The sequence below is a fragment of the Massiliimicrobium timonense genome, assembly GCF_042850985.1.
GTDB lineage: Bacteria > Bacillota_I > Bacilli_A > Erysipelotrichales > Coprobacillaceae > Allocoprobacillus.
Window position 1 is genome coordinate 2,177,795 of record NZ_AP031415.1, and the last position, 16,328, is coordinate 2,194,122.

Annotated in this window: 18 protein-coding genes and 2 pseudogenes; 1 reads left to right on the forward strand and 19 read right to left on the reverse strand. The window is 40.1% G+C overall.

The features are described from left to right. Positions 1–463: 463 nt before the first annotated feature. From ACGHJ8_RS11370 to ACGHJ8_RS11385, 4 genes and pseudogenes are all read right to left on the reverse strand, one after another. A complete protein-coding gene (locus ACGHJ8_RS11370) occupies positions 464–742 on the reverse strand; it encodes a helix-turn-helix transcriptional regulator (protein WP_024407057.1) in 279 nt (92 codons plus the stop codon). Positions 743–893: 151 nt separating this feature from the next. After that, a pseudogene (locus ACGHJ8_RS11375) lies at positions 894–1,154 on the reverse strand (topoisomerase DNA-binding C4 zinc finger domain-containing protein); the annotation flags it as partial. 169 nt (positions 1,155–1,323) lie between these two features. Beyond that, positions 1,324–2,061, reverse strand: a complete 738-nt coding sequence (gene erm(B) / locus ACGHJ8_RS11380; protein WP_001038792.1) for a 23S rRNA (adenine(2058)-N(6))-methyltransferase Erm(B) — start codon at positions 2,059–2,061, stop codon at positions 1,324–1,326. Positions 2,062–2,185: 124 nt separating this feature from the next. After that, on the reverse strand, positions 2,186–2,269 hold the full coding sequence (locus ACGHJ8_RS11385) for a 23S rRNA methyltransferase attenuation leader peptide (protein ID WP_001814874.1): 84 nt from the start codon (positions 2,267–2,269) through the stop codon (positions 2,186–2,188). A 179-nt stretch (positions 2,270–2,448) separates the two neighbouring features. Between ACGHJ8_RS11385 and ACGHJ8_RS11390 the strand changes: the two genes are divergently transcribed. After that, positions 2,449–3,006 carry a TetR/AcrR family transcriptional regulator gene (locus tag ACGHJ8_RS11390; RefSeq protein ID WP_005946872.1) on the forward strand — a complete coding sequence of 186 codons (558 nt, stop codon included), beginning with the start codon at positions 2,449–2,451 and terminating at the stop codon, positions 3,004–3,006. A gap of 46 nt (positions 3,007–3,052) precedes the next feature. Here the strand turns inward: ACGHJ8_RS11390 and ACGHJ8_RS11395 are convergent, their stop codons facing one another. The 15 genes and pseudogenes from ACGHJ8_RS11395 to ACGHJ8_RS11465 form a co-directional block, all read right to left on the reverse strand. Continuing rightward, a complete protein-coding gene (locus ACGHJ8_RS11395; protein WP_025489605.1) occupies positions 3,053–3,955 on the reverse strand; it encodes a conjugal transfer protein in 903 nt (300 codons plus the stop codon). A 17-nt stretch (positions 3,956–3,972) separates the two neighbouring features. After that, positions 3,973–4,980: a lysozyme family protein gene (locus ACGHJ8_RS11400; protein ID WP_025489604.1), complete on the reverse strand. Its 1,008-nt coding sequence runs from the start codon at positions 4,978–4,980 to the stop codon at positions 3,973–3,975. Then, entirely contained in the window at positions 4,977–7,166 is a 2,190-nt protein-coding gene (locus ACGHJ8_RS11405) for a CD3337/EF1877 family mobilome membrane protein (RefSeq protein ID WP_025489603.1), read from the reverse strand. Before ACGHJ8_RS11405 ends, ACGHJ8_RS11400 begins: the two co-directional genes overlap by 4 nt. Continuing rightward, entirely contained in the window at positions 7,166–9,616 is a 2,451-nt protein-coding gene (locus ACGHJ8_RS11410) for an ATP-binding protein (RefSeq protein WP_025489602.1), read from the reverse strand. Before ACGHJ8_RS11410 ends, ACGHJ8_RS11405 begins: the two co-directional genes overlap by 1 nt. After that, on the reverse strand, positions 9,594–9,992 hold the full coding sequence (locus tag ACGHJ8_RS11415; protein WP_003061368.1) for a conjugal transfer protein: 399 nt from the start codon (positions 9,990–9,992) through the stop codon (positions 9,594–9,596). The genes ACGHJ8_RS11410 and ACGHJ8_RS11415 overlap by 23 nt, the downstream gene beginning before the upstream one ends. A gap of 108 nt (positions 9,993–10,100) precedes the next feature. Further along, a complete protein-coding gene (locus ACGHJ8_RS11420; RefSeq protein ID WP_002323345.1) occupies positions 10,101–10,604 on the reverse strand; it encodes an antirestriction protein ArdA in 504 nt (167 codons plus the stop codon). A 17-nt stretch (positions 10,605–10,621) separates the two neighbouring features. Further along, positions 10,622–11,125: an antirestriction protein ArdA gene (locus ACGHJ8_RS11425; RefSeq protein ID WP_025489601.1), complete on the reverse strand. Its 504-nt coding sequence runs from the start codon at positions 11,123–11,125 to the stop codon at positions 10,622–10,624. Continuing rightward, entirely contained in the window at positions 11,044–11,340 is a 297-nt protein-coding gene (locus ACGHJ8_RS11430) for a conjugal transfer protein (protein ID WP_074038079.1), read from the reverse strand. Before ACGHJ8_RS11430 ends, ACGHJ8_RS11425 begins: the two co-directional genes overlap by 82 nt. A gap of 88 nt (positions 11,341–11,428) precedes the next feature. Beyond that, positions 11,429–12,055 carry an alpha/beta fold hydrolase gene (locus ACGHJ8_RS11435; protein ID WP_022620533.1) on the reverse strand — a complete coding sequence of 209 codons (627 nt, stop codon included), beginning with the start codon at positions 12,053–12,055 and terminating at the stop codon, positions 11,429–11,431. 70 nt (positions 12,056–12,125) lie between these two features. Beyond that, positions 12,126–12,347, reverse strand: a complete 222-nt coding sequence (locus ACGHJ8_RS11440; protein ID WP_002323342.1) for a hypothetical protein — start codon at positions 12,345–12,347, stop codon at positions 12,126–12,128. After that, positions 12,348–12,461 (reverse strand): annotated as a pseudogene (locus tag ACGHJ8_RS11445) (DUF3789 domain-containing protein); the annotation flags it as partial. It abuts the gene before it with no gap. A 33-nt stretch (positions 12,462–12,494) separates the two neighbouring features. Then, positions 12,495–13,691 (reverse strand): MobT family relaxase, encoded by a 1,197-nt coding sequence (gene mobT, locus ACGHJ8_RS11450; RefSeq protein WP_025489600.1) that lies wholly within the window; start codon positions 13,689–13,691, stop codon positions 12,495–12,497. A gap of 149 nt (positions 13,692–13,840) precedes the next feature. Continuing rightward, positions 13,841–14,230 (reverse strand): hypothetical protein, encoded by a 390-nt coding sequence (locus tag ACGHJ8_RS11455; protein WP_004843352.1) that lies wholly within the window; start codon positions 14,228–14,230, stop codon positions 13,841–13,843. A gap of 94 nt (positions 14,231–14,324) precedes the next feature. Then, positions 14,325–15,716, reverse strand: a complete 1,392-nt coding sequence (locus tag ACGHJ8_RS11460; protein WP_004843351.1) for an FtsK/SpoIIIE domain-containing protein — start codon at positions 15,714–15,716, stop codon at positions 14,325–14,327. Between the two features lie 91 nt (positions 15,717–15,807). Further along, a complete protein-coding gene (locus tag ACGHJ8_RS11465) occupies positions 15,808–16,293 on the reverse strand; it encodes a DUF6560 family protein (protein ID WP_004843350.1) in 486 nt (161 codons plus the stop codon). Positions 16,294–16,328 lie beyond the last annotated feature (35 nt).

The following is a 16,328-nucleotide window of genomic DNA, read 5'->3' on the forward strand; positions in this document are numbered from 1 at the left end:
ATTGAGCGAATTTTACTATTTTTAAATTTTTACTTTAACAAGCCGTCATGAAGCACAGTTTCTACAACAAAAGGGATATTCATTCAGCTGTTCTCCTTTCTTACGAAAATTAATTAGTTAGAAGCTACGATCAAAGTTGAATCACAACAAAAAAGGCAATCAACTAAGTTTTTCTTAATTGATTGCCTGGTATCTTCTTAAAGACTTGAAATCCCCTCAAAAACCCGATATAATGGGTTTACAGATATTTAAGTATCTGATTAATAAAGTAATTAAATACTTTACCAAATTTTGGGTCTCGACTTCTTTAATTGATTGGTGGTAATCAATTAAGGCTCGCAGTTAAAGTTTCTCAGGCTTTAACTGGTCGTGGCTCTTTTTTTGTATTCTTTATTCAGTTCGTTGTTTCGTTATATCTAGTATATCGCTTTTTAAAAAAATAAGCAATGATTTCGTGCATTATTCACACGAAATCATTGCTTTTTTCTTCTTCCATTTCTAACTCCAATGTTACTTGTTCTGTTTCTGGTTCTGGTTCTGTTGGCTCATTTGGGATTAAATCCACTACTAGCGTTGAGTTAGTTAACTTTGCAATTTGTTCTAGTGTTTTTATGGTTGGATCTGATTTTCCTGATTCTATTCGTGAATAATTTGATCTACTCATTTCTAATTCTTGGGAGAATTTTTCTTTTGATTTGGTACCTCTCATCTTTTTTAAGCTTTCTCTAAATGCTAGTTCCAAGTTTCTCCCCCCTCTTTTTGTGTCATAAAATTCACGCTTTATTTAAATTATAGCTTTTAATATCTTAATAAACAAGTGATTAATCACTTGTGATTTGTGATAAGTGATTTGTGATTAATATATAAAAGCCCTCTTTAAAGGGCTTTTATGTTTATTTTGAAAAAGAGATAAAATCAATATATCCCTTTTCCCCAATTTTTACAACGGCATTGTAGGGCTTTTTCTCTTTGTTTTTGATTCCTTTTACCAGGGTTTCTTTTCCCTCCAGTAATTCTTTTACATTCGTTTTGGTTAGTTTTTTCTTTCTAAAATGTTCAGCTAAAGTAAACTTACATTCAGGATAATTTGAACAACCATAAAACGATTTTTTTAATACAATATTGTTGCCACACTTAGGACATTTTCCTACAAGGGGTCCCGAGCGCTTAGTGGGAATTTGTACCCCTTATCGATACAAATTCCCCGTAGGCGCTAGGGACCTCTTTAGCTTCTTGGAAGCTGTCAGTAGTATATCTAATAATTTATCTCCATTCCCTTTAGTAACGTGTAACTTTCCAAATTTAAAAAAGCGACTCATAGAATTATTTCCTCCCGTTAAATAATAGATAACTATTAAAAATAGACAATACTTGCTCATAAGTAACGGTACTTAAATTGTTTACTTTGGCGTGTTTCATTGCTTGATGAAACTGATTTTTAGTAAACAGTTGACGATATTCTCGATTGACCCATTTTGAAACAAAGTACGTATATAGCTTCCAATATTTATCTGGAACATCTGTGGTATGGCGGGTAAGTTTTATTAAGACACTGTTTACTTTTGGTTTAGGATGAAAGCATTCCGCTGGCAGCTTAAGCAATTGCTGAATCGAGACTTGAGTGTGCAAGAGCAACCCTAGTGTTCGGTGAATATCCAAGGTACGCTTGTAGAATCCTTCTTCAACAATCAGATAGATGTCAGACGCATGGCTTTCAAAAACCACTTTTTTAATAATTTGTGTGCTTAAATGGTAAGGAATACTCCCAACAATTTTATACCTCTGTTTGTTAGGGAATTGAAACTGTAGAATATCTTGGTGAATTAAAGTGACACGAATGTTCAGTTTTAATTTTTCTGACGATAAGTTGAATAGATGACTGTCTAATTCAATAGACGTTACCTGTTTACTTATTTTAGCCAGTTTCGTCGTTAAATGCCCTTTACCTGTTCCAATTTCGTAAACGGTATCGGTTTCTTTTAAATTCAATTGTTTTATTATTTGGTTGAGTACTTTTTCACTCGTTAAAAAGTTTTGAGAATATTTTATATTTTTGTTCATGTAATCACTCCTGAAGTGATTACATCTGTAAATAAATACAGAAGTTAAACGATTTGTTTGTAATTTTAGTTATCTGTTTAAAAAGTCATAAGATTAGTCACTGGTAGGAATTAATCTAACGTATTTATTTATCTGCGTAATCACTGTTTTTAGTCTGTTTCAAAACAGTAGATGTTTTATCTACATTACGCATTTGGAATACCAACATGACGAATCCCTCCTTCTTAATTACAAATTTTTAGCATCTAATTTAACTTCAATTCCTATTATACACAAAATTTTAAGAAAGTCAATAAATAATCATAATTTTCTAATTGTGTTATTGACTACACTAATTCAATTAGCTAGAATTGTGTTTGTATGATATTTTGAATGAGGTGCATAACTATGAAAACCACTAAAGAAGCAGTAATAAAAGCAACATCAGACTTAGCAGATGAAAAAGGATTAAATAACGTTTCGTTAAAAGCTGTTGCTCAAAAATTAAACATTCGTACACCATCTTTATATAATCACATAGAAAGTTTAGATAATCTTCTTTTAGAAGTTGCTCATAATGGTATGCGTGACATGAATGAAAGAATGATGAAAATTGCCGTTGGAAAAATAGGGAAAGAAGCAATTAAGTTAGTTTCTATCGAATACCTAAACTATATGATTGAACACCCCGGAGTTTATGAAACAATTCAATGGGCTGTGTGGCACGGAACAGAGGAAACAGCAACCATTTTTAACAACTATCTTTCATTATTAACTACTCTTATCCAATCGTGCAGTCTTAACAAAGACAAAACACTTGAAATATTAAATATGCTTACTGGAATAATTCACGGTTATACAACTTTGCAATTAGGAAACGCTTTTTCTGCCTCAGATAAAGTTAGATTTGAATTAGCTGAAGCGATAGATACTTTATTAGTCGGGATTTTCCAGAAGTATAAATAATATATTTAGGCTTGCAAATCAATACAGAACTGCAAGCCTTTTTCTTTTATCCTACAATCTTCCAGTTGCTATCCTTATGTAGCACAAGCTCATACTGTGATACTTGTGTCGCCTTTGTCTGATTATCAAGGAATTTTACAGCTACTTTAACTTTCACATTATCCCCGTCCTTTGTAAAGATAGGGTTTACCAGTTCAGAATAAAGGTAGTCCCTGCCGATAGGCTCAATCACATTTCCAGATACATAGTAAGCAAGCTCTTTTTCTGTGGCTGTTGGATAGAGCTTAAAGAATGTTTCCAGAAATGCGGTAGCGTCATTTACCGTATCAGCGTCCACGCTTGCGTCTGCTTCTGGTGTCTTAGGCTCATAGTCTGATTTTTCGATTGCTGGTGCAAGAGTAGGGTTCTGAATGATTACCATATCCCCGTCAGCGTCTACATGGACTTTTACAGTATAAGTCGCTTTCACATTGCTTGTCTGTTCTCCCTCTTTTATCTGCTGATCTACTTCGTAGGTAGCAGAAAAAGTGTCCGTTCCCGATTGCTCGATATGCCACACAATCACATCTGTAACTGTGGAGCTGGTCGGTATATCCGTTCTGATTGTATCAACATTCAAGTCTTGCAATTCCTTTGTCAGATAACCGCTGATTGCCTGCGTCCTTGCTTCAATCGCTTCTTTGCTGTTACTCCATGTGTAATAAGACTTCGCAAAGTTCTTCACGAAATTTTCTATCCCGTTGGTGTCCTGCAAACGAAGTTCAATGATTTCTTTTTCATGGGTCGTGTGCTGGTCGATAGCCGTAAAATTCTTATACACCCCAAAGCTCACGCTTGCGATAAGCACCACCCACAACGCAATCACGGTTTTCTTATGTGTGCCTACCTTGACAGTACGCACCTTTTTTTCTTTGACATTTTCTGTCTGTTTCTTATTCTTCTTAAACATAATGTTATCCTCACTTTCTATTGTTTTACTCGTCCTGCACCGATTAAGTGCTGTTGCCAGTAACTATTATTTAGGTCTGCATATCCTATCGGATTTCCTGCGTGGTACATCTGCGTCGGCGAAACAAGAATACCGACATGTGTTACATAACTTCCAGCGTTATAGGTAGAATGGAAAAATACCAAGTCCCCAGCCTTTGCCTGCGAGAGTGGAAGATGTTGGGTGGCGTCATACTGTGCTTGTGCTGTTCTCGGTAAGGAAACACCAGCTTTTCCATAGCACCATTGCGTCAGCCCCGAACAGTCAAAGGAAGTGTTAGGATTGCTACCGCCATATACATACTTCCAGCCTTGATACTTCAATGCTTCATTCATTACTTTTTGTGCCAGTTCTCCCGATACCTGCGGAACAGTTAAATACTGATTGACTAATTCGACGTAAAATTGATTGCCATACTGATACCGCCAGCCCCCGTTCTTCGCAACGGCTATCGGGTTGGTGTAGGTTACTTTCTTTCCACCCGATTTTTCACGGGCGAAGCTCTCTGCAAGATTAAAGGTGTGTTTCTTTCCTTTTCCTGCCACATATCCCACATAGCCACCGCCATAGTTATAAGACTGTATCGCTACATTCAAATCGTCGATACCTTGATTTTTGCAGGAAGAAAGCAGGGACGCAAAATACTTACACCCCTGCTTGATTGAGCTTTCCGTATCTAAGGAATTAGGCGGTAAACCAAGACTTTCCGAACTCTGCATAACATCTTCTGCCGTACCGCCACTTTCTACTTGAATGATAGCCAATAGCACATTGACATACTCGGAAATACCGTATTCTCTGGCGTACTTTTCTACCATAGGCTGATGTTTCAAGACTTCTGCGGATAAGTTCATACCCGTAATGCCAGAAGAAAAATTGCTGTTCTCGTCGTCGCTGTCCGCACTAATCAAGACACCAAAGAAAAGCACCAGAGAAAAGAGGATAGGAAACAGAGTGCCAATGATAGCGATATGTTTCAGTTTCATTTTTTCTTCTGTCCTTTCTTCATCACAAGGTTACGAGTTTTCTCTGTTGTCTGCTGGTTCTTTTGGACGGTTTGCGTCTGCTGAACCTTTGTCCTGCGGTCTTTTGTGTAATTCTGGCGTGTTTCCTGCGATACCACTTTTTCTACATTCTGCCTATGTACTGGCTGTGCCGACTGGGTCGCTTTCTTATCAGAAGCACCAGAAGATAACGGACGCTCTTTGATAACATTTGTCTTGACTGGCTCACTTGCTTTTGAAGTGGTCGCTGTGGCAGGACGTTTGACTTCCTGCATTTTTTCCGCACTCGGCTTTGAAGCTGTGGCTGGTCGCTCATGGGGACGGGTAGCTCCCGTTGTCGCTGATCCGTCAGCCTTTCGCTGTGCCTGCCTTGCTTCTTGTGCCTTTTGAAGCTCCATACGCTTGTCAGCGATACTCTGTCTATGCTTTTCCTGCTTTTCCAAACGTCCCGTCTGTCTGGACTGCTGTTCCTGCACCATGCCACGCTTAAAGTCGGACACGCTGGACTTTGCCTTTTCCTTTGCGGAATACACCGCATAAGCGGTCTGTGTCGGCATATCCTTGATATTCTCTTTGACAGCATTTGCCTTGTCTTTCACTTTATTTTTCGTATCTAAGACAGCACCCACCTTTGAGCCTGCACGCTGTCCCATACTGGAAGTAGATGTATTGCCCCGACTGTCTTTTGTGGCTGTGTTCCTTGTCGGTTTTCTGTTTGAAATCGTGCTACCTGCCACCGCACCAGCAACACCGCCAGCAGTAACCGCACCAGCAAGCCGTCTTTCCATACGCCTAGCTCTATGTCGCATAAACAGATATGGTCTGCGGAATATCCTGCGTCCCATGTTTTGACTGTCGCCAGCGTTCAAAGAGAACATACTCATTAAATCGCCCAGCTTCATATAAATACCAGCGAAACATACTATCTGCAAGAACGCTACCATAAAGAACGGATAGTCCGTGGAGATGTTATAAAACATACTGGAAATGCTGAACGCCACCGTTACAATGAGCGTTATTCCTGCCCGTGTCATTATGGTATTAAACACCCTTACGATTGCCTGCTTCGCCATGCTTTCATAGCTCGGTATCATGGAAAGTAAAAAGCTGATAGGTAAAAACATTGCAAAGATAATAAAAAGTATCTGGCTAAATAACATCATGCCCGTAAGCAAGAATACAAATATCGTTATCCCTAAATTGAAGAACAGTAGGAAGAACACCATGCCTAAACGGTTCACGACCTGCGGTATCGTCAGATTGTTGTTGTCGTTATCTTCGATTTCTGTTTTCACGACTTCCTCTCTGGTTTTCCCGTCCTCGTCCTCTGGACTTGCCGATACAAGAGCTTCGACACGGTCTGCCCCGATTTCTTCTGTGTTGCTGTTACCGAATTGCAGAAGTAGCCACGGCTGTTCCACTTGAATAGAAAATAGGCTGTCCCGTATCAAGTCCACGCTGTCCTTGCCCTCGCTGTCGGAGTTGGGGAGCATGATTTTTGTTCCCAAGTCCAAAGAAGCGGTACTGATGTCTGATGAAAATTCATTTATCTTCTTGATGTAGTCGGGAGCGTAGGCAATAAACGAAGCGGACAGCACGAACACCACCACAAAGTTGATAACAGCGTGAAGTGCCTTGCTGGTTTCCCGTTTGATAAGTCCCGTATAAGCAACATACATTCCCACCACTAAGATAATGAGAAGCAGGAAACCAACATAGAAGCCCGTAGAAGAAAAGCCGTTCTCGGTTACACCTGCAAGGGTCTGTATGCTCTTTCCGATACTGTCTGCCATATCGTTAATAAAATCAAGTTTATAGGCTTCCTGCACCACATAGCCCGTGGCATTGCTTAAATAAAGGCTTATCGTCCAGACAAAGTTGGTAATGCAGTAAAGCCCGTACTGTACCGATTTTCCAATGCCGTCCAGCCAGTTCCACGGCAACCATGACCAGCTATTATCCACATAAAAATCAAGCTGGTAGTTGGAAAGGGGATATTTTGAGTAAAGATTTTCTGCGTTTATGGTATCGTCCACAAGCCCCGTCGCATGAGCCACCGTCCCCAAAAGTGAAAGCAGGATAAGGGAGAGTGCCACCACGAACAGAGCCATTTTGAGAAAGTGAAGTATCTTCCTTTTTGTGAACGCACCTTTTATCCTTTCTTTCATCACTCCACCTCATTTCTCTGTACGGGCGGTCTGGTATCAAAGGCGTGTAGCAGTTCTTCAAAAACTGGGTGTATCTGTACCACACCGACACGCCCGTATAAGTCCTGCAATAAGCATTGTCCGTTCTCCAAATCACGAAGCCGTTTCTGGTTGTTTTCATCGTCCTTGTCGATACCGAAAAATTCTAAGGTCTGTTTTATCTCGTTGATGTCAGTAGAACGGAAAGCGAATTTTAAGCCGATATTGTTTTTCAGACTTTCCTTTGCCACGTCCCCAGAAGATTGTGTAACGAAATAAACACCTGCCTGCATAGCTCGTCCAGCACGAACCAGCTTGTTAGAGAGCGTTTCTCCTTGTGCCACATTTAAGAACGCCCACGCTTCGTCCAAATCGACAATCTTAAAAATACTTCTGTCCGAATGGATAAAATCAAGGGCAAAGGTACTAATCACAATCAGCATAGATACCGACAATAATTCAATAGTCGTGTATTCTTCAAAGGTCGTGTCCTTATCTGGCAGTACAAGGTCGGCTACTTGAATGATATTGAGCTGGTTATCAAGGCTGATTGCATTTTCCACCGTACCGTCTGAAAACAGCAGATGTGCAAAGTCGTAGTCCGTGAAGCTGTCGATATGGTCTGCGATATTTCTTGATATGGGCGTATCTTCACGGCGTAGCTCGTCTATTACATGGAGCAAGCCCCGACTGTCGCTCTGGGTAACGGAACGAACCGCTTTTCGTAACACGGGGAATTTTTCGCCGTCCCTAGAGGAAATACCCGTAAGGAATGTCAAGATGTCGATTGCCAGACTTTCAGCGTCTTTTACATTCTTCATAATCACGAATGGGTCAAGAAGTCCTGCATTGTCTTTATCGCTGGTAAGATTTACGATATTGATTTCATGGGCGATTTCTGGAAGTGTTTCTCTCCAGTTGCCACGCTCGGCTTTGGGGTCTAAAATGACTGCTTGACCGCCAAACAACACCGAATAATACACCAGAAGATTGTTGCAGAACGACTTTCCACCGCCAAGCGAACCGACAAAAGCAGACGCTAAAGCGTTGGTAACTGTACCTTTTACGCCCTGCGAAGCTAAAGACGGTTGCAGGTACACATTTCTTCCCGTATCAACGGAATAGCCCATATAGATACCCGTAGTTTCCCCTAACTGCTGGGTCGCTCCAAAGCCAAGCCCTGCCAAGAAGTCTGATTTTACATACTGCACATAGTCATTGATATATCGCTTGCTGGCAGGTAAAAATTCAGAATGAAGCCCCAGCATATCCCCAGCAGGACGTACCAGCTTTACATTGAGGTCGTCGTAAAAGTCTTTGACTTCATCACAACGGCGTTTCAGCTCGTCAAGATCGGGTGCAGACACCCGTATAACGTAGCTTAACTTATACATACTTTCTTTTGTCTGGTCTAAGTCCGTTTCCAGCTCGTCCACGCTGTCTAAAGCGTCCACCACATTTGAGCTGGTTTCACCTCCTGCTTGATAAGCGTGATTGTCAAGGTCTTTCAATTCCTTTTTCTTGTTGCGTACGGTTGTTAATGCTTTTCGGTTCTCCACGATTTCTACATTCATAGAAGTATCAACGGGGAATGTGAATTGCTGTTGCTGGAAATAGAAGATTTCACTTGACGGAAAATCAAGCTCGCCGACAATCGCATTGACGGTAAAATAGGACACATAACTTTCCTTGTCCTCATGTTCCAAGCGTAAATACCGCTGGCTTTCTTCAATCACACACCTTGTCGGACGGATAAGGTCGTAGTATTTTATCAGCGTTTCTTTGTTCAATTTTTTTTTTGGTAGCTGGTACGCATAATCTTCATAAGCGATACCGTCCCTGCCGTAAAGATGTTCCATGAGATACCCAAAATCATTGATTTCCAAGCGACGCACCTTAAAGCGACGGGAGATTTTATTTTCCAGTAACTTTTCCATTTTCATGTAACGGTTGATTTCATCATTCGGCATGGAAACAAAATCATTCATCAGCGTATGGTTTACTTCATGGAGAAACTCTTTGAATGTCAGCCACGCCGATTTTTTGATGTTCTTCAGATTGAGCTGTTCTTCCGTAACCATGAGCTTAAAGCCAAGAAAAAAGCGGTAGTCCACTTGATTGTTCCCAATCATAGATACTAACGCTTCGGTCTGTTCGTCTATTTTCTGGTAGGCAACTTCCTTTAATTTTCCCGTTACCAGTTTCTTTGACTGCTCCTGCATACTTCGTATGGAGCTTTCTGTGGCAATCTGCAACGCATGAATTTTACCCTCACGGGACTGTGCGATTAGCTGTCGGAAACTGTCATGCACGATAAATTTCTGCTCTGCGGATAGAAAAGAATAGTTGTATGGTACCAGCTCATAATAGGCAAACACTTCATTGTCCTTGTTCCAGACAAGGTTATTGTCAATATATTTTATCGGGAACATAGTTCACACTCCTTACTGCCGTGATTGTTTCATTTAATATCTGCTTATGCAGTTTTACGGCTTTTCCTGCATAAGTGATTTTTGGTCGCAGGGCATAGGTTATCTGTGATTTCAAAAAGCTGTACGGCTTCTTTCCGTCAAAGGTTTTCTGCGACATGAACCAAGTGAGAGCAACGGGAATACCAAAGTATTTGAGAAATGCTCCCTCAATCATGGAAAGTGGGGGAATATCCCCAAACAGAATGATGATAAATTCCGTAATCACAAACCATGTAATCTGTGTAAAAGTAACGGGAAAGGGTAAGTTAAAGTCATTGATTGCATATAAGACTTTTTCCACGTTCCAGATACCCGTGTAGCTTTTAATCTTTTTCAAGTTCTTTCAGCTCCTTTCAAAATAGAAAAGGACAGCCATTTTCAGACTGTCCCTTAAAAGAGAAATACGCTGTCAGTAGCAACAATGCTTGTCGCTGATCTTCCAGCGTTAATATGGTATCTCGCACATACCTCGGCTTGTTTCAATAAAGCAACCGCCCATATCCAAATCTCGCCCGTAGGCTTCATAGTCAATGTAGTTCTGTAAGCTGGGTGGAATGTCGCCAAGTGCCTGCAATTCGTCTATGTAGTAGTAGGCAACGTCTGTCATGGTTTCACAGTCGGGATAATAATAAATATCGTCCTTGTGTTCCACGACTTCTTCCAGCGTCCCGTAGTGGCTGATAAATTCGTCCAGACACTCTACGATATAGTCGGGAAGTTCCTCTATCATTTCATACATCTCATTGAGTTCTTCAATGGAAACATACTCGCCAATCGCAATGGGGAAGTTGTCGGTATCATGGATTGCGTATTCCTCATACTGTTCATTCAAGCCGATTTTTTCTTTTACATCTTCCTCATCAATGGGAAACGTGAACCAAGCACCGACTAAATATCCCTCATTGTATTTGCCAAGATTAGCAATGTAAACCGCCATATCATCAATCATAACCACCACCTCATTTCCTACTCTGGCAGTTCAAAGATACCGTGTTCTGTTACTAAAAATTTCCCGTGTTCCTGCAAGTGAGAAGCATAGGCTTCAAAGTCAAAGTAATATTCTTGACAGTCCTCGGATAAATGCTTAAATGTCGGGTCGTTCATCAGCTTTTGCCTTGCAACATCTATCATGCTTTTGCAGTCAGGATAAACCGTAATCACGTTCCTGCAAATATAAAGTGCTTCTAAATTGTCATATACGGTCAGAAGTGATACATATTCTTCCTGCATATCACTTGAAAGCTGGCGGTACATAAAATCTAATTCGTTGAGCTGATACACGCTTGTATGTTCGTGAACTTCATCAGCATAAGGCAACACCTTTTCGATAATACAGTAATCCCCACTTTCTGCACCGATACCTAACTTTTCTTCAAACTCGGCAACATCTATCGGCAGGTCGAACCAGTATGATATTGTTTCTTCGTCAGTTGTTCCTCTCGTTTCCACCAGTACCCTTGTTTCCTGCATTGTTCCTCACGTCCTTTCTGTTGGTTCATCACATCTTTTAAGTTCTGGTATGAGATACCAAACACATATTTAGAAAAATCTTCTAACTGTCTTTCTTCATAGTCGGCAGGGTTCAGCCGTTTCATTTCATGCCACACCTTACGCTTGTAAGAGGGCAGGTCGGAAATGTATTCACAGCCGACTTTTGCCTGCATATCCTTAAAAATATCGTTCATTTCATCACTCCAATCTGAAATTTAGGTATGAAAAAAGCAGTCAATCCTAAGACTAACTGCTTTGTGTGTATGGATATGAAATTGTTTATCAGACATATTGTTTGAAAAATACATTTAACTTTTGCCCTAGTAGTGTTGGGTTATCTGTATTTACTTCATGTCCTGCATTTTCAATAATAGCTATTTCTGCGTTTTCTATCTGTTGTTGCAATTCTAAAGAAGCTTTTTTATTTATCTTATCCTTATCGCCACAGACAACAAGTACCGAACATGATATTTTTTTCAGTTCATGTTTAAAATTAAGTTCTGTCATAGATTTGCATAGATTGATAAAATCTGTTTTCTGAAAACCCATTTTTTCAAATGCTGAACAAGGCATAATACGGAATATCAGATTTTGCATTTTTAACAGATACTTTGGCATTTCATATTGTGTGCCTATTAACACTAATGAGTTCATTTTTTCTGGGTGTTCTATCGCATACTGCATAGCAAGAATACCACCTAAAGAAAGTCCACAAATATTTAGCGGTTCTTCAAACTGTTCACAGTATGTTTCCAATGTCCGATACAATGTATCATAACATGGTATTTTTCCAAAAAGCCAATCTGATAAATTAGGGCATAAAACTTCAAAATCATCATTGAATACTTTTACGGTATCACTCCAACTTTCAGAAGATTGTCCCAAACCGTGAAGCATTATATATTTCATTCCATCACTCCTAGATACTGTGTTTCATATCCACATTATAACATTCGCATATCAGCACCACAATAAAATTTTATGCACCGATAATCTTATTGAACAGCTCTAACAATACATCTTTCACACCGCCAGCGTTGAATACCAAACCGACAGCAATCAAGGCAACTACCAAGAAGCCGATAAGTTTTGAAAACTCACGCTTGAACCCTAAGTAGATACCGATAACCACAATCGCCATAAGCACTAAGCTCTGTGCGTTTGATAAAAACCATTGATACAAATTTTGTCCGAAATTCATTTAATTGTCCTCACTTTCTTCTAATTGTTTCATTTCATAGTCAGCTTCTTTGCCGACATTCAAAATACACATCAAGACTACGCCGATACCCATTCCCATAGATACCAGCAGGAAATCTTTTAATAATACCCACATTTTTTATCACTCCTAACTTTCCACCAAATCTTTTGCAGGGGTCGTCTGCTGTTTGATTATCATTTTATGCTTTTCTGTGAGCTTTGCCTGCTGTTCGATTGTTTCCATGTAGTCTGTACCGTTTCCTTTATCAATCTTTTTCAGCATTTTCAAGGTTGGTGCTACCTGCCTTTGTACCCAACGCAATGTGCGGTCTAAGGTGTAAGGCTCTGGCTTTGTCGTCAGCTTCAAGCTCTGTCTGTTATCGCCAATAAACCAAGCCCAGCGGTCATTGAGTTTCCATTCATTTTTTCGCTTGTCGGGTTCTTCATCAACAAACCGTACATACTGGTTGATGATAGAAAAGGCGGTCTGCTCTGCGTCATAATAGGTCAGCAAATCTCGTACTGCATAATAGGCACGTTCATTTCTAAGCCGTATCTCAAAACGGTTGATAATGTCGGCTTCTTCAAGCGGTGTCCCTAACTTGACGTACTGCTCATAGTCCTTTTCATAGATACAAAAATACACATCTGATTTCAGCGAACCAAGATAAAGGGTGCGTCCCATATATTCTCTGTCGTCCTCTCTATGCTTGATAAGCTCGCCCGACTGGTAAAACTTATAACTTCTGGACTTTCCGATATATTCCCGTTTTCTGCATTTTTCCGCAAGCTCTGGAATATCCAAAATGCCCGTATGGTCGTTGATAGCAAGGTCGATACGCTTCATCACGCCACCGTCTACGAGTGCGTCCATGAGAAAGTCATACCAGCTTCTTTGCTGTGCCAGCAGGTAACTTTCAAACTGCCTGCAACCACGCCCCTTTAACTCTAAAAGGACACCTTTTTCTTCGTCAGCCGACGTATAGATAAAGATGTCCCCTAAAGAGTAATGCTCCGTATAACTGTAATGTCCATAATCTTCATGGAGCATATAGTTGATATTCAGTTTTAATATGTCTTTGATGATATGCTGTATATCCAGCGTGGGAAAACGAATTTTCACATAATCAAACAGCATGGTAAGCGGTGCTTCTGGATTGAACCTTGCCAGTTCTTTATGCAGAGTTTCCAAAAGCTCCTTTGACGGCTTCATTTTTCCGCTTTCTATCTTATTGAGATATTCTCTTGTGATACCAGAAGCCACCGCCAGCCTGCCTTGTGAGATACCGTAAGCAATCCGTTTCTCCCGTAATTCTTTTATCCATTGTTCTTCATTCAGAACCATACCCCCAATCTGTAAAGTGTGAAGTTTTTTTAGGCGACTTCACAGCCGATTTTTGCTAGGAAACCATGCCAGAAGCCTTATGTTTCCTATGTTTTTTGTCTATTGTCTATTTGCAAACGTACCCCTCTGTTAGATACCGAGGGGTTTTATCAGCGGACGGGACAAGCCCCGTCCGCCAAGAACGGAACTTGCGGTTGAGAACCGCAAAACCCGTCCTTGTCGTCCGTGTCTGTGTCCTGCTGTGAACCTTGTATGCCCTCATAGATAACCGCAAAATCTATTCTTTCATCTGAAAGTGCTTCTTTCATTTCTTCAGACAGCCCTTTAAGAAATACATTACATTGCAGACAAGCCTTATCTAAAACTCGAAATCGAAAATAGATTATCCTGCTTTCAACGCAATGTCTACTTTCCAACCTCATTCTAAACTTATGAGGAATGTTGATTTTTTCACGAATAACATCATCAATGATTTTATCTATCCTTGAATGAAATCGCAGATTTGGATTGACAGAATAATCTAAAAAACAATCTAACATATATTTCCTGCAATCCGTTGTAAAAATATCTGTATTCAAGCACAAACAGAGGTAGTTTTTCTCTGTGGGTGCGTGATAAACATTTAATGTGTCCTTATTCAATCACATCTTCCTTTCCTTGTTGTTCTGGCATGACTTGTCTTTCTTGTGCAAGCCTGCCGATTGTTTGTAAAAAATCATGTCCTTTGGGGACTAAAGGCGTGTAAAATTCGCTTATCACGCTTGTTCCCATATCACAATAGCCACGCCCCTTGATACGCTTCTGGAAAAACTGCTTTTTCACATCTGAACCGAACAGCATACCGTAACCTAATTCGCTGATACGCCCAAGTCCCACACGGAAATTGAAGTTATCTCTGATACCGTCAGAGAAATACTTTGCGTCTGGACGCTGGCAGGCAACGATAAGGAAATAACCTGCTTGTCGTCCTAACATAACGATTTTCTTTAACTGGCTAAGCAAGCCCACGCTTTCCTTTGTCCCCAGCATTTCAAAAAATGCCACATATTCATCAAAGATAAGAAAGCAGGGTGGCAGTCCCAGATAGGCGTAGTTTTCGCCCGTCTTATAGTTCGGGTGTTGCTTCATTTCCTCACTTCGCTGTACCATTCCCTCATAAAAGGCATTGACACAATCAATCATTTCTTCTTTGGTGTGATACACATTTCCCATAACTGTCCCTAAGTCTGCAAGGTCAGCGTTCTTCGGGTCTAAGATGTAAAGGACAGCGTTGGTATGCAGTAAGGCTTCAATAAGCGTCAGCAGAAAATAAGTTTTACCGCCACCCGTTCCACCAGCAATCAGAGCGTGAGGGAGTGCGTCATATTCCCAGACAAGATTTTTCATCAGTTTCAGACAGCCGTTTTCTGCCCGTACTTCATCAATGGTAATGCGGTTCGCTATCATATCATAAAGCAGGGTATATTCAATATAGCCGTCATGCAGGGTCTTGTCGGTCAGCTCACAATATAAGCCACTTTCCAATTTATCCTCTAACCGTAAAAGCTGGTCTTGATATTTTCCCAGCGTAATTTCACAGCGGATATGAAGCAGTCCCTTTTCCATTTGATAATAAATCTTTGGAAACCAGACGATTTTTTCCCTTGATCTGCTTTGCAGGTCAGTAAAAAAACCGCTGTCTTGTACGGTATCGGCTTCATACCACTTATTTTCCAGTACCATTCTTGCCAGCTTTTGACGGTGCAGGAGCTTCTTGAAACTATCGTAACAGAAGTGGTAATACAGAAAAACGACCAATGCACAAACACCAGTCGCTATCAGTATAGTTATGAAGTTGTAAGGGGAAAGCGTCAAGCCGTTCTCTAACAAGCTGAAATGTTCCCAATCAGTACGCATGAGCTGTTTGATATTCAGTAGCAGGAGAACCGCCACGAATACAAACAGAAGCGTTCCTATGGAAAAGTGGTAGACAAGGTGCTTGTCGCTGGCTCTGATACGGTGTCCTTTGTTAAAAATCTTTTGCATAAATCAATCACTCCTTTCTGGGTATGAAAAAAGCAGTCAATCCTAAGACTAACTGCTAAAATAATATAACTGTTTATTTGGGCGAAACGTATTAGAGTAAATTTTTCTCTTTTAACATTTCAAGAAATTCTTTATATCCAACACAGTCGCAAGAAACTGTACAAATTTTTTTGTTTCCTACAAATATTTTCAATCCTATTTGCTCTTTTTCTGTGCAACGGGAAATATCATTAAATGAAATTTCTCTTGTTCTTCCAACAGCAGGAGTAATACGCAAATTATTTCCGTCAATTACTACCTTATGTCTTTTTAATGCCCACGCACAAAATTCAATCAATAGAACAAAAATAGCAAAAACAACAGAGTGTCCCACCGTATTATCAAATCCCATGAACAATCCTAAAGCTATTGCAATTCCTACCATTATCAATGAACAAATATGACATACTGTTTGATAGGCGTGTGATACAAAAACAGTATTTGTGAATTTTTCTTTTTTAGTTGCTTTTTGTGTCTTATCTAATACGAGAGATATAATAGGGACAACGAATACAGCAAATATAATAGCTCTTATCATAAACAGCACTCCTTATAATTAAATTTTTCATACCC